Source organism: Streptomyces lonarensis (assembly GCF_012033735.1).
GTDB lineage: Bacteria > Actinomycetota > Actinomycetes > Streptomycetales > Streptomycetaceae > Streptomyces > Streptomyces lonarensis.
Map to the genome: position 1 here is coordinate 1 of NZ_JAAVJD010000031.1, position 13,224 is coordinate 13,224.

Here is a 13,224-nt window from a genome sequence, read left to right on the forward strand (position 1 = left end):
GCGAGGCGGTCACCGAGATCGAGACCGGTGACGACGGCGCGGTCCGCGCGGTCCGCACCGCCAATGGCCGCCACCCGGCCGACCTCGTCGTCCTCGGCCTGGGCACCCGCCCGCGCACCGCCACACCGCCGCGGCAGCGACACGACGCCCGGCGTGGCCGGGAAGCGCGGGGCGCCGGGCGCGGGTCGCGTGCGCGACGCGCCGGGCGCTCAGCGGCCGAACGGGCTGACCGCCAAGGCGTCGAGCAGCGCCGCCGGGTCGGCGTGGACCTCCGCCGCCCCCGCCGCCCACAGCTCCTCCGCCGCGAGCCCACCGCAGGTCACCCCGACCGGGGTGGCGCCGGCACGGGCCGCCGCCCGCATGTCCCAGACCGAGTCGCCGACGAAGACGGTCCGCTCGGGCGGCACGTCGCCGGCGAGGGACCGGGCGTGGTGGACGGGCTCCGGCGCCGGCTTCCCCTCGTTCACGTCGTCGGCGGAGGCGGTGTCCGCGATGACGTCGTCCGCGTCGATCGCCCGGCGCAGTGCCGCCAGCTCCTCACCGTCGGCCGAGGTGGCGAGGACGACCCGCCAGCCGCGGTCCGCGACGGCGCGCAGCAGTTCGGCGGCGCCGGGCAGCGGGCGGAGGCGTTCGAAGTGAGTGGCGTAGAGCGTCTTGTGGGCGGCTCGCAGCGTGTCGGCGAGGTCGGGGTCGTGTTCCTCGCCGAGCAACCTGGCGAGCAGGTCGTGGCCGGGCAGGCCCAGCGCCCGGTGGACGTCGCGGCCCGTGACGGGGTGCCCGGTCTGCCGGAACGCCTCCGTCCACGCCGCGGTGTGGAGGTAGTTGCTGTCGACCAGGGTGCCGTCCACGTCGAAGACTGCTGCGCGGGTCATGGAATCCTCCTCTGCTCCGGCGTCGGCCGGGTCTGCGGTGACCGTTCGGGTCCGGAGCGCCTGCCCGGCGACGGGCCACGGCAACAGTGGCGGACGCCGTCGATCGACGGGCCGGGGTGCGGGTCCGGTGCCCGCGCTGCCCGGTCACAGCGCCCGCAGCGCGGGGAGCAGCGTGTCGCGCGCCCAGTCGAGGAACGCGTACTGGTGGTCGCCGCCGACCTGGACGAGGGCGATCTCGCTGTACCCGGCGTCGACGAACGGCCGGACGGCGCGGACGAACTCCTGCGGGTCGTCGCCGCAGGGGATGGTCCCGGCGACCTGCTCGGGTCCGGTGTCGGCGGTGACGGCGGCGAAGCCCTTCGGGCCGCGCAGCTCGGAGTTGACGCTCCAGGCGTTCAGCGCCCAGCGGAACTGCTCGTGGGCGCGGGCGACGGCGGCGTCGCGGTCCGGGTCGTAGCAGACGGGCAGCTGCCCCACGCGCGGCTTCCCCGCGCCGCCGTGCCGGTCGAACGCGTCCAGCAGTTCGGGGCGGGGCTCGGTCGCGATGACGAGGTCCGCCTGCTCGCCCGCGAGGCGGCAGGAGAGCGGGCCGGAGACGGCGACACCGATCGGCGGCGGCTCGGCGGGGAGGTCCCAGAGGCGGGCGTTCTCCACGTCGTAATGCTCACCGTGGTGCGTGACATCACCCCCCGCGAAGAGGGCGCGGATGATGTCGATCGCCTCGGAGAGCATCGCGAGGCGCGTTGCGGGGGCGGGCCAGCCCGTGCCGACGACGTGCTCGTTGAGGTTCTCGCCGGAGCCCAGGCCCAACCGGAACCGGCCCTCGGAGAGCAGCTGCATCGTCGCCGCCTTCTGCGCGACGACGGCTGGGTGGTAGCGGACGGTCGGGCAGGTCACGTACGTCATGAGCGGGATGGTCGATGTCGCCTGCGCGGCGGCTCCCAGCACGCTCCACGCGTAGGGCGAGTGCCCCTGCTCGGCGAGCCAGGGGAAGTAGTGGTCGGAGGTGACGGAGAAGTCGAACCCGGCCCTTTCGGCGGCCACCACGTGGTCGACGAGGTCCCGGGGACCCGCCTGCTCGGTCATCATCGTGTATCCGAATCGCACACTCTGGGGCATAGAAGACATGGTGCTGCGGTTGGTGGGCGTCCCGCAGCCCGGAGCACCCGGTCGGGCGGTGCACCGCCCGTCGCGGCGGCCCGTGCCCCGGGGGATTCGGCGCCGAACGAAGCCGAACGGTGCCGCCGACGTGCTTCCAGCGGCCCGGGGTGTGACCGTCGGAGGTGTACCCGAACGTCCCACCCGAGGGAGACCCCCATGCCCAGCGGTTCCTCGCCCAAGCGGGAGCGCCAGTACGAGCACATCAAGGAGAGCGCCGAGCAGCGCGGCACTCCCGAGGGCCGCGCCAAGGAGATCGCCGCGCGGACCGTCAACAAGGAGCGCGCGCAGTCCGGTGAGAGCCGGACGGCCAGCCGCTCCTCCACCCAGGACATGTCGGCCTCCCGGCGCGGTGGCAAGCGGTCGCACAGCGGGCCCGGCGGCCGCACCTACGACCAGCTGTACGCCGAGGCCAAGCGCAAGGGGGTCAAGGGCCGCTCCTCGATGCGCAAGGCCGAACTGGAGCGCGCGTTGCAGCGTTGACCCCGCACCCCGCGCCCCGCACCCGGCGCGCGGGCGCTGCCCGCGGCCGCCTCGCGGGCCGCCCGTCCGCAGGCGCCCCGCCGCCCCACGAGCGCGCCCGACGCGCCGGGTACGCGGCGGCCGCGGGGCGCGGCAGGGGCGGGCCCGCGTGCGGCGGGCGGGGCCCGGGGACATCATGGGGCCATGGATCAGACCGTGCGCATCGCCCAGGACCCCGACGCCGACGCGCTGCTCGGCCGCAGCCCGCTGGCGGCCATGGTCGGCATGCTGCTCGACCAGCAGGTTCCGATGGAGTGGGCCTTCTCCGGGCCGCACACCCTGCTGGAACGGCTGGGCGGCGACGACCTGGACGCCGGGCGCATCGCCGCGATGGACCCCGACGAGTTCTCCGATCTCTGCGCGCGCAAGCCCGCGATCCACCGCTACCCGGGCTCGATGGCCAAGCGCGTGCAGCAGCTGTGCCGGCATCTGGTGGAGCACTACGACGGGGACGCCGCCGCGGTGTGGCGAACGGCCGACACCGGCGAGGAACTGCTCTCCCGGCTTCGGGAGCTGCCCGGCTACGGCGAGCAGAAGGCACGGATCTTCGTCGCCCTCCTCGGCAAGCGACTCGGAGTGCGGCCCTCCGGGTGGCGGGAGGCCGCCGGTGACTACGGCAAGGACGGCGCGTACCTCTCCGCCGCCGACATCACCGGCCCCGAGACCCTGGCGCGGGTCCGGGAGCACAAGCAGGAGATGAAGCGGGCCGCCAAGGAGGCGAAGTCCACGGGTGGCTCCGGCGGGGGCGGCGGCGCCGGGAAGCGCGCCGCCCGCTCCCGCTGACACCGGGGCGCCCGCCCGGGCCGGCGTCGGCCGGTCGGCTGGTCGGCCCGTCGGCCCCTCGGCCCCTCGGCTGATGGCGCCTCGGCCCAGCGCCGCAGGCCGCCTCGCGACGGCGCGGCACCGGGGAAGGCCGGACCGCCGCCCGCGATCGGGTGATCACACCGCCACCCGTCGGCGTGGCGTTGCGCCATCCGGTGCCAGGGGGCGCGTCACCCGATCCGCACGCCCCCTCACCGGGGATAGCTTCCGCAGTCATCACCGACCGCACCGGAAGGACCCCGCACCGTGAGAGGACCGCGACGTCCCCTGGGCCGCAGGCGTGGCACGCTCGGCGCGCTGCTCGCCACCGCGCTCGCCGCCCACCTGCTGCTGACCACCCCCGCCGCCTCCGCTCCCCCCGCCCCGGTGGACGGCGAGGTCACCGACGCGGCGGGCTTCCCGACGCTCCCCTCCGCCACCACTTCCTCCACCGACCGGGCCGCCGGCCCCGCCGGCCCGGTCGGCCCCGTGCGGAACGAGGCGGGGCTCGCCGACCACCGGCCCGACTCCGCCGCCGAGATCGCCCAGCGGGTCCGCGGCGAGCATCTCGCCGAACGCCTCGTCGACCGCACCACCGGCGAGGGAGCCATGCGGCACCTGGAAGAGCTGCAGCGGATCGCCGAGAAGCACGACGGCAACCGCGCCGCCGGCACCGACGGGTACGACGCCGCCGCCCGATACGTCGGGGAACTCCTCGACGAGGCGGGCTACGAGGTCACCTACCAGGAGTTCGACTTCTCCTACCGCGAGGCGCTCACCGAGCGGCTGTCGGTGCGGACGCCCACCGACCGCGACATCGAGGTGCGGGCGATGTCCTACACCGCCTCCTCGCCCGAAGGCGGCACCACCGCGGAGCTCACCGAGGTCCGCGCCGGCGGCGCCGGGGCACCGGCCGCCGAGCGCCGCACCGGCATCACCGAGGACGTCGCCGCCGCCGGGGGCGCGGGCTGCGCCCCGAGCGACTTCGGCCCGGAGGTCGAGGGCCGGATCGCCCTCATCGAACGCGGCCTGTGCACCTTCGCCGAGAAGCAGGCCAACGCAGCCGACGCCGGCGCGGTCGGCGTCCTCATCTACGACAACGAGGACGGCACCGGCCCGCTCGGCGGCACCCTCGGCGACCCCGCGGCCGGCCGGCTGCCCACCGGCGGCATCTCCCGCGCCGACGGGCGCGCCCTCTCCGAGGCGCTCGACGCCGGCGAGACCGTCACCGTCGACATGGAACTCCGCGAACTCGCCGAGGACCGCCGCACCCTCAACGTCATCGCGGAGACCCCCGGCGGCGACCCCGACACGGTCGTCATGGCCGGCGCCCACCTCGACTCCGTCCTGGACGGCAGCGGGATGAACGACAACGGCTCGGGCACCGCCGGCGTGCTGGAGACCGCGCTGCGGTTCGCCGAGGCCGCCCGCGTCGACAGCCGGGAGCCCGGGCACGGCAACACCGTCCGGTTCGCGTTCTGGGGCGCCGAGGAGCTCGGGCTGCTGGGCGCCGAGCACTACGTCGCCGAACTGGACCAGCCGGAGCGGGACCGCATTGAGCTCTACCTCAACTTCGACATGATCGCCTCGCCCAATTACGGACTCTTCGTCTACGACGGCGACGGCTCCGAGGGGATCTCCGCCCCCGGTCCGGAGGGCTCGGCGCAGATCGAGCACGCCATCACCGCCTTCCTCGACGACCGCGGCGAGCAGCCGCGGCCGACCGCCTTCAACGGGCGCAGCGACTACGGACCGTTCATCGACGCCGGCATCCCGGCGGGTGGCACCTTCACCGGCGCCGAGGGCGTCAAGACCGCGGAGCAGGCGGAGCTGTGGGGCGGCGAGGTCGGCGCCCCCTACGACCCCTGCTACCACCGCGCCTGCGACGACCTCGACAACATCAGCGCCGAGGCGCTCGACGTGAACACGCGGGTCATCGCCCACCTGGTCGGCGGCTACGCCTGGGACACCGGATCGCTGTCCGAAACGGTCCCGGAGCCGCGCGCCGGTCGCGCCGCCACCGTGGACCAGGGCGGGCCCCACCAGCCGGCCGCCCACCGGCTCGACCGCTGACGACAACCGCGCCCCGCACCACGGAGGCGGGTGGGACGGAGGCCGCCGTCCCACCCGCCTCCTCGCTGTCCGCGGCGCCCGGGCAGCCGCCGCCCGGGCCCCGCGGCGGCGGTCGTGGTCGCGCCCGTGCTCGGGTTCTCGCCAACATCACACGCCGACACCATCCGTTATGCCGCGATACGCACTGTTCACCACCGCGTCACGAGGCTGCGCCACCCGGGTGCCTGCCGGTAGGCTCTCCCTGTGATCTTCAAGCGCATCGGTGAGGGGCGGCCCTACCCCGACCACGGCCGGGACAGCACCCGGCAGTGGGCGGACGTCGCGCCCCGTCCCGTGCGGCTGGACCAGCTCGTCACCACCAAGGGCCAGTTGGACCTGGAGACGCTGCTCGCCGAGGACTCCACCTTCTACGGTGACCTGTTCGCGCACGTCGTGAAGTGGCGCGGCGACCTCTACCTGGAGGACGGCCTGCACCGGGCGGTCCGTGCCGCGCTGCAGCAGCGTCAGGTCCTGCACGCCCGGGTCCTCGAACTCGGCTGACGGCGGCCCGGCGCACCGCACGCGCCCCTCGCCGTCCACCGTCCACCGTCCACCGTCCCGTTCCGGCCCGCGCCCGGCGGCCGCCGGGGCCGCCCGGGTTGCGCGGCTCCGCCCGCCCCCGCCTTCCGCCCCCGGCTCCGTTCCACCTCGGCGCCGCCCACTACGGCACGCCCCACCACGGCACACCCCACCGCGGCACGGCCCACCGCGGCGCCGTCACGCAGCGGAGCCGCCGGGCGCGCACGAGCGGCCGAGCACGGCGCTGTCCGCCGTTCGGGCGCCCCGCCCGCGCGCCGTGCCGAAACCTCCGAACGGCGTAGCTGGGCCGAACGGGTCGCAGCCCCGTCCGGGCCGGGCGAACGGCGCGCCGGGCACCCCGATACGCTGATCATCTGGTACGCACAACCACCCACCCTGGATACGCTGCCGCTATGAGCATGCTCACACCCCCTGGAATGAGCGGTAAGCACTACCGCGTGACGGGGGACCGCTACCCACGGATGCGCCGGACCCGCCGCCGCGGCCGCCTCGCCGCCGGACTGGTCGCGTCACTCGCGGTCCTCGCACTGCTGGGCTACGGCACCACGCAGCTCGTCGACGTCTTCACCGGACAGACCGAACCGGCCGCGCAGGCCGCCCCGGCCGTGGAGCCCGAGTGCGAGGTGACGGAGGTCGAACGGCCCCCGCTGCCCGACCCCTCGGCGATCACCGTCAACGTCTACAACGCGACCGACCGCACCGGCCTCGCCCGGGACACCGCGGACGCCCTCGCCGAACGCGGCTTCCTCATCGGCGAGGTGGACAACGCCCCCGAGGAACTGGTCGACACCGTGCCCGCCGGCGGCCTGCTGCGCGGTGCGGACGAGACGGAGGAGAGCGGCGCCCTCCAGGTACTCGGCAGCCACGTCGGCGACGGCGGCGCCGAGACCGGCACTGTCGAGACCGGCACCGTCGAGCGCGACGGCGGGGAGCTGGACCTGATCCTCGGCGAGGACTCCGGCGAACTGCTCGACGAGCCCCGGGTCGCGCTCCTGCTGGAGGAGCTCACCGCCGAGCCCGAGGCGTGTCCGTGAGCCGCGCGGCCGCGCACGGGCAGCGGCCGGTGGGGCCGGTTCAGACGGTGCCGTACATCCGGTCCCCGGCGTCGCCGAGGCCCGGGACGATGAACCCCTGCTCGTTGAGTCGCTCGTCGACCGAGGCCGTCACCACGGTCACCGGCGCGCCGGCCAGCTCCCGCTCCATGACCTCCACGCCCTCCGGCGCCGCCAGCAGGCAGAGCGCCGTCACGTCGTCCGCGCCCCGCGCCACCAGCTCCCGGACGGCCGCGACCAGCGTGCCACCGGTCGCCAGCATCGGGTCCAGCACGTACACCTGACGGCCGGAGAGATCCTCCGGCATCCGGTTGGCGTAGGTGGACGCCTCCAGCGTCTCCTCGTCACGGATCATGCCGAGGAAGCCGACCTCTGCGGTCGGCAGCAGCCGGACCATGCCGTCCAGCATCCCCAGCCCCGCCCGGATGATCGGCACGACCAGCGGACGCGGGTGCGACAGCCGGACACCGGTGGTGCCGGTGACCGGCGTCCGGATGTCCACCTGCTCCGTCCGCACGTCCCGCGTCGCCTCGTAGGCGAGCAGGGTCACCAGCTCGTCGGCCAGGCGCCGGAAGGTCGGTGAATCGGTGCGCTCGTCGCGCAGCGTTGTGAGCTTGTGCGCCACCAGCGGGTGGTCGACGACGTGAATCCGCATGGACCCGACCCTAACGAACAGCTGTACCCGGCCACACCCGGCCGCCGATCGGCCGTCACCCGCTCCGCCAACTGGACGGGATCGACGTGTGGGGGGAGAGTGGAGGACTGATGACTGGGAGGTGAGGGATGCCGATACCCGGCTACCCCGAGGACCCCGATCCGGCACACCGGCGCCGCCGCGCCGAGTTCCTCCGTGATCTCCAGGAAGCCAAGGCGCTGCGCGACCGCGTGCAGCCCCGGCGCGCCCGCACCGCACGAATGCGCCGTCAGCAGCGAATGCGGACATTCCGCTGGTGAAGTGCTGAGTTACCCGACAGATCCCCGCTTTTCTGCCACGATGCCCACAGGCATGCCGAACGTGGGGAGAGCCGAGGTGTACTTCACCGCACTGCTCGCCAGAACCGAGAACGGTTGGGAAGCGAGCGACCGAGAACTGGACGACGTCGAGACCCTGGACGAGCTGGCCGAACTGGCCCGCGAGGCAGGGAGCGACGAGGAACCTGTCCTCGTCTGCATCGAACAGGAAGGCGCGTGGTTCGGAATCGTCCGCGTGGACGGTGAGGACGACCCGCGCGTCTTCGTCTCCGACGCCGCACGCGCCGTGCGCAGCGCGTACGGCGAGATTCTGCTGAGCGACGAGCTCCTGGGCCGCGAGCCCGAGGACCCGTACGCCCTCGACCACCTGGTGGACCTCGACGGCACCGAGGACGGCACCGACGCCCTCACCGAGCCCGGCAAGGACACCGACGACGCGGCCGAGGCCGTGCCGCAGGGACCGGTGGGCGACCCCGGCCTGATGGCCGACTTCGGCGTGGACAGCGCCGCCGTACTCAGCCTCACCCCGGACAACGCCCTCGCGGAGATCGCCGACGCCCTCGGCTGCGGTGACGTCCTGGAGGCAGTGCGGTGACCACCCCGCCCCGGCCGGCAGGCGCCACGGGGGACGCGCCCTTCGGCCGGGGCGGCGGCCCCGCGCCCGGGCCGCTCACCGACGCGTCGCCGCACACCACCCGCCCCGACCCGCTCCGGGACCCCTGGGTTCCGGCGATGCGCCGCGCCCTCGCCGAGGCACGGACCGCACCCGGCACGGGCGACGTACCGATCGGCGCCGTCGTCCTCGGCCCGGGCGGCCCGCACGGCGAGATCATCGCCACCGGCCGCAACGAACGCGAGGCGACCGGCGACCCCACCGCCCACGCCGAGGTCATCGCGCTCCGCGCCGCCGCGCACCGCCTGGGTGGCTGGCGGCTGACCGGGTGCACCTTGGTGGTCACGCTGGAGCCCTGCACGATGTGCGCCGGGGCCGGCGTCCTCTCCCGTGTGGAACGCGTCGTCTACGGCGCGGCGGACACCAAGGCGGGGGCGGTCGGCTCCCTCTGGGACGTCATGCGGGACCGGCGCCTCAACCACCGGCCCGAGGTGCTGCACGGCGTCATGGCGGCGGAGTGCGGGCAGCTGCTCACCGACTTCTTCCGCTCCCCGGCCCGCGCAGCCGACCGCACCGACCTCCCCGGCTGAGCCGCCGGCCTGGGGTGGGCGGGACGGGGGGTGCGGACACGCAGAAGCGCCCCCGGACGGGCAAGCCGTCCGGGGGCGCCGGAAGCGGTAGCGGAGGGATTTGAACCCTCGGTGGAGTTGCCCCCACACTCGCTTTCGAGGCGAGCTCCTTAGGCCGCTCGGACACGCTACCGAGAGAGATCCTAGCCCACCGTCGCGCTGTGCCGAAATCGGGTAACGGCCGTGCCGCACCACGACGGCGACGACCGTGCGGGTGGCGGGCCGCCGCGGGGCCGGCACCGCCAGGGGCGGGTTCGGCGGTGCGCGCCGCGCAGTCGGCAGCGGATGGCGGTCCGCCGCGGAGCCGGCTCGCAGCCAAGGAGGGACCGGAGGAGGCGGCGCCGGGGGGACGTGCCACCTCCTCCGGTGTCGGACGGGGCTCGCGGGGTCCGGCGGGGGGCTGCCGGAGGCCGCGGCGGTTCCGTCCGCTCCGGCGGTCGGGGAAACCGCCGGGCATGGCTCCAGCATGCGCCGCCCACGGCGCCGGGGGAGGCGCGAACGACCCCTCCTCGCGGGACCTTCGTCACCTTTCGGGCGGGGCCTTCACCGTCCCGTGTCAGGGGCACGCAGCCTGTTCCCACCTGCGGCGGGACAACCACCGGACAGCCCGCCGGAAGCCTGGTTAAACTCACCCGACCGCGCAGCGCGGTGCGTGCCGCGGTCCCGCGGGTCACGCCGAGGGGGAGACGATGGCGCAGCTCAAGAAGATCATCCTGTTCGCACTGATCGTCTTCGTGCTGTACACGATCATCACCTCGCCGGAGCGCTCGGCGGAGATCGTCCAGATGGGGTTCGAGGGCATCTCCTCGGCGGCCGGGGCGGTCGGTGACTTCATGACGGCGCTGGTGAACTGAGGCGGCTCCGCCGCTCGCCCGCCACCCTCCCCTGCACGGCCCGCTCACGCCACGGCGCCCGCCGGCGGCTACCCGTGCGCGGCGGTACCGACCGCATCCATGACGTCCCGCCGCACGGCGCGCGCCCCTCGCGCCCCGGGCGCACACCGGCGCGCACGCCCCGGGGCCAGGCAGGCAGCGACGGCCTCGACGAACCGGCCCCCGCTATCCGCCTCTTACGCCATCGCCTCCGGACAGCAGGCGTGTTCCGGCCACCGACAACGCTCGCCGCGGGGTGGCCGTCACACACCCGCAAGGCCTGGCCACTGCTCAACACGGCGTTATGGGGGTGCTTGCACATAGCCAATATGTCTTGTGATGCTATGACCGCTCTTGCCGGATATGAGGTACGACGAAGGGGTGGTCGGGCCGGTGGCGACGACGCAGACCCGAGAATCGCGGGGCGCGGCCGCCAGGGCGCTCACCCACCAGCTGTTCGAGAAACTCGACCATCTGGAACCCGGCACCGCGGCACACGCCCGCGTCCGAGGCGAACTGATCGAGATCAACCTGCCGCTGGTGCGGTACGTGGCGAACCGTTTCCGCAGCCGCAACGAGCCGATGGACGACGTCGTCCAGGTCGGCACCATCGGGCTCATCCACGCCATCGACCGCTTCGACACCTCGCGCGGCATCCAGTTCCCGACCTTCGCGATGCCCACCATCATCGGGGAGATCCGCCGCTACTTTCGGGACAACGTCCGCACCGTGCACGTACCGCGCCGCCTGCACGAACTGTGGGTGCAGATCCACGGCACCACCGAGGAGCTGACGCTCAGCCTGGGGCGGAACCCCACACCCCGGGAGATCGCCGAGCGACTCGGCGTACCGGAGGAGGACGTGCTCGCCGGCACCGAGGCCGGCCGTGCCTACCGCGTCGCCTCTCTGGAGGCTTCCCAGGAGCGCGAGGACGGCAGCCCGGCGCTGGGCGAGCGGCTCGGGTACGACGACCCCGGCATGGACGGCGTCGAGCACCGCTCACTGGTCCGGCATCTGCTCGTCCAGCTGCCGGAGCGCGAGCAGCGCATCCTGTTGCTCCGTTACTACCGCAATCTGACGCAGTCACAGATCAGTACGGAACTCGGCCTCTCCCAGATGCACGTCTCGCGACTGCTCTCCCGGAGTTTCAGCAGACTGCGGGCCACAAACACGATCGACGCCTAACCCTTCAGGGTGAACACGCCCTCCCGCGAAGTGGCTTGATCTGGAACTCATTGTCGACAAGACGCTACATCGTGTTGATGACTTGTGACATTCTGCTAGACGAGCGTTTGTCGCAGGGGCAACTCCGGTATTCAACCTGACGGGCGCACTTCTCACGCCGGAGAGCGCCACTGCGATCCATCCACGACCTCCAAGGGGGTGGCATGTCCGTAGAACTGGGCAGCTCCAAGGTGCTCTCCACCCACGGCACGCCGCACATTCCCGCGCCATCCGTCGACGGCGGACCCGACGGTGCGCAGAATCCCGACGGTCCCTCGGACGCCACCCCGACGGCGGCCGGTGGTCCGGGCACCACCGACGGACTCGACACCCGCACCCTGTCCCGCTCCCTCTTCAAGCGTCTCGCCGCCCTCGACCCGGACAGCCCGGAGCACGGCTACGTCCGTGACACGCTGATCGAGCTGAACCTGCCGCTGGTGCGGTACGCGGCCGGCCGGTTCCGCAGCCGCAACGAGCCGATGGAGGACATCGTCCAGGTCGGCACCATCGGCCTGATCAAGGCGATCGACCGGTTCGACTGCGAGCGCGGCGTCGAGTTCCCGACCTTCGCCATGCCGACGGTCGTCGGGGAGATCAAGCGGTTCTTCCGCGACACCTCGTGGTCGGTCCGCGTCCCGCGGCGGCTCCAGGAGCTGCGTCTCGCCCTGACCAAGGCGAGCGACGAGCTCTCCCACCGCCTGGACCGCTCCCCCACCGTCCCCGAGCTGGCGGTCTGCCTGGGCGTCTCCGAGGAGGAGGTCGTCGACGGGCTCGCCGTCGGCAACGCCTACACGGCGAGCTCGCTGGACTCCCCCTCCCCCGAGGAGGAGAGCGGCGAGGGCTCGCTGGCGGACCGCCTCGGCTACGAGGACGTCGCGCTGGAGGGCGTCGAGTACCGCGAGTCGCTCAAGCCGCTGCTGGCCCGGCTGCCCGCGCGTGAGCGCCGCATCATCATGCTGCGGTTCTTCGGCAACATGACACAGTCGCAGATCGGCGAGGAGATCGGCATCTCGCAGATGCACGTCTCCCGGCTGCTGACCCGCACGCTGGCCCAGCTGCGCGACGGGCTGACCGCCGAGGAGTGACGGTCCCGGGCCGGTCCCGCACCGGCCCGGGACACCGAACCACCGCCGCGCCGGACCACTGCCGGGCGCCCGTAAGCGCCGGGCACCACCGCCCCCGTGGCGCGGCGACGGGGTTCCGACGCGACCGATCGGCCGCACGCGCCGCAGGCGGCGTGCCGGCGTGCAGCACAACCGACAGGGCGTCAGACCGTGCTGCGACCCGCGTGCCCCCGCACGACCGACGGCACCTCAGGTCAGACCGCGGCACACGTGCGCCCGCACGACCGGCGGGGCCGCCCCAGGTCGCCGGCGACACCGCACCGCCGCCGACCGGAGAACCGCTGCCGTGCCTCCTGCCGGTACGCCGACGGCCGCAGCGCCGCGGTCGGAGAGAACGCGGCACGGCGGCCGTGAAGAAGGTCGCGCGTGAGGTGCTGGACACGCCCGTAGGCGCGCCCGGCGGAATCAGAGCGCGAAGACGGCGACGAGTACGACGGCGATGACCGCCACCGCGACGAGGGCACCGATCACCAGCCCTCGGTTGCCTCCGGAGCTGGTGGCGCCCGACGTGCCGGCGGGTGCCTCGTCCACGAATGCCTGGAACATCTGGGTGCTGCCCGCGGGGTCGTGCTGCGTGTTCCGCGGAGCCTGAGGGTTATGAGCCATGGCAGCGGACCTTAGCGAACGCCCACCACCCGCCGACAGGCAGGATGAGGTCAACTCCCCCCGAGACACGCCGGGTGGCCCGAGCTGCCCCGCTTCGTCACCGGCCCGTGCGACGTGCGGCAGCGTG

General features: G+C 73.8%; 15 protein-coding genes and 1 tRNA gene. 11 read left to right on the forward strand and 5 right to left on the reverse strand.

Features of this window, described 5'->3' with window-relative positions:
• Positions 1–209: 209 nt before the first annotated feature.
• A complete protein-coding gene (locus tag HCN56_RS06660; protein ID WP_167968554.1) occupies positions 210–872 on the reverse strand; it encodes an HAD family hydrolase in 663 nt (220 codons plus the stop codon).
• Between the two features lie 144 nt (positions 873–1,016).
• Positions 1,017–1,991 carry an LLM class F420-dependent oxidoreductase gene (locus tag HCN56_RS06665; RefSeq protein ID WP_167968555.1) on the reverse strand — a complete coding sequence of 325 codons (975 nt, stop codon included), beginning with the start codon at positions 1,989–1,991 and terminating at the stop codon, positions 1,017–1,019.
• Positions 1,992–2,189: 198 nt separating this feature from the next.
• Here HCN56_RS06665 and HCN56_RS06670 point away from each other — a divergent pair, with 198 nt between their 5' ends.
• The 5 genes from HCN56_RS06670 to HCN56_RS06690 all read left to right on the forward strand — a co-directional run bounded on the left by HCN56_RS06670 (position 2,190) and on the right by HCN56_RS06690 (position 7,039).
• The gene (locus HCN56_RS06670; protein ID WP_167968556.1) at positions 2,190–2,513 is read left to right on the forward strand and encodes a plasmid stabilization protein; all 324 of its coding nucleotides are present in this window, start codon (positions 2,190–2,192) and stop codon (positions 2,511–2,513) included.
• 183 nt (positions 2,514–2,696) lie between these two features.
• A complete protein-coding gene (locus tag HCN56_RS06675) occupies positions 2,697–3,335 on the forward strand; it encodes an HhH-GPD-type base excision DNA repair protein (RefSeq protein WP_167968557.1) in 639 nt (212 codons plus the stop codon).
• A gap of 285 nt (positions 3,336–3,620) precedes the next feature.
• Entirely contained in the window at positions 3,621–5,426 is a 1,806-nt protein-coding gene (locus tag HCN56_RS06680; protein WP_312871086.1) for a M28 family metallopeptidase, read from the forward strand.
• 243 nt (positions 5,427–5,669) lie between these two features.
• Positions 5,670–5,966 carry a type II toxin-antitoxin system VapB family antitoxin gene (locus HCN56_RS06685; protein WP_167968558.1) on the forward strand — a complete coding sequence of 99 codons (297 nt, stop codon included), beginning with the start codon at positions 5,670–5,672 and terminating at the stop codon, positions 5,964–5,966.
• A gap of 431 nt (positions 5,967–6,397) precedes the next feature.
• Positions 6,398–7,039: a LytR C-terminal domain-containing protein gene (locus tag HCN56_RS06690; RefSeq protein WP_167968559.1), complete on the forward strand. Its 642-nt coding sequence runs from the start codon at positions 6,398–6,400 to the stop codon at positions 7,037–7,039.
• Positions 7,040–7,079: 40 nt separating this feature from the next.
• Here the strand turns inward: HCN56_RS06690 and upp are convergent, their stop codons facing one another.
• The gene (gene upp / locus HCN56_RS06695; protein ID WP_167968560.1) at positions 7,080–7,712 is read right to left on the reverse strand and encodes a uracil phosphoribosyltransferase; all 633 of its coding nucleotides are present in this window, start codon (positions 7,710–7,712) and stop codon (positions 7,080–7,082) included.
• 128 nt (positions 7,713–7,840) lie between these two features.
• Here upp and HCN56_RS06700 point away from each other — a divergent pair, with 128 nt between their 5' ends.
• From HCN56_RS06700 to tadA, 3 genes are all read left to right on the forward strand, one after another.
• On the forward strand, positions 7,841–8,011 hold the full coding sequence (locus tag HCN56_RS06700; RefSeq protein WP_167933292.1) for a hypothetical protein: 171 nt from the start codon (positions 7,841–7,843) through the stop codon (positions 8,009–8,011).
• A 76-nt stretch (positions 8,012–8,087) separates the two neighbouring features.
• On the forward strand, positions 8,088–8,624 hold the full coding sequence (locus tag HCN56_RS06705) for a tRNA adenosine deaminase-associated protein (protein WP_167968582.1): 537 nt from the start codon (positions 8,088–8,090) through the stop codon (positions 8,622–8,624).
• A complete protein-coding gene (gene tadA, locus HCN56_RS06710; RefSeq protein WP_376770846.1) occupies positions 8,621–9,232 on the forward strand; it encodes a tRNA adenosine(34) deaminase TadA in 612 nt (203 codons plus the stop codon). The genes HCN56_RS06705 and tadA overlap by 4 nt, the downstream gene beginning before the upstream one ends.
• 85 nt (positions 9,233–9,317) lie before the next feature.
• On the opposite strand, the gene HCN56_RS06715 is transcribed toward tadA, so the two are convergent.
• Positions 9,318–9,404, reverse strand: a tRNA-Ser gene (locus HCN56_RS06715).
• A 556-nt stretch (positions 9,405–9,960) separates the two neighbouring features.
• Between HCN56_RS06715 and HCN56_RS06720 the strand changes: the two genes are divergently transcribed.
• The 3 genes from HCN56_RS06720 (at position 9,961) to HCN56_RS06730 (ending at position 12,452) form a co-directional block, all read left to right on the forward strand.
• Complete coding sequence (locus HCN56_RS06720; RefSeq protein WP_167968561.1) at positions 9,961–10,125, forward strand: hypothetical protein; 165 nt, start codon at positions 9,961–9,963, stop codon at positions 10,123–10,125.
• 381 nt (positions 10,126–10,506) lie between these two features.
• Positions 10,507–11,328: an RNA polymerase sigma factor SigF gene (locus HCN56_RS06725; RefSeq protein ID WP_167968562.1), complete on the forward strand. Its 822-nt coding sequence runs from the start codon at positions 10,507–10,509 to the stop codon at positions 11,326–11,328.
• 203 nt (positions 11,329–11,531) lie between these two features.
• The gene (locus tag HCN56_RS06730; RefSeq protein WP_167968563.1) at positions 11,532–12,452 is read left to right on the forward strand and encodes an RNA polymerase sigma factor SigF; all 921 of its coding nucleotides are present in this window, start codon (positions 11,532–11,534) and stop codon (positions 12,450–12,452) included.
• A gap of 444 nt (positions 12,453–12,896) precedes the next feature.
• Here the strand turns inward: HCN56_RS06730 and HCN56_RS06735 are convergent, their stop codons facing one another.
• A complete protein-coding gene (locus tag HCN56_RS06735; protein ID WP_167968564.1) occupies positions 12,897–13,097 on the reverse strand; it encodes a hypothetical protein in 201 nt (66 codons plus the stop codon).
• Between the last annotated feature and the right edge of the window lie 127 nt (positions 13,098–13,224).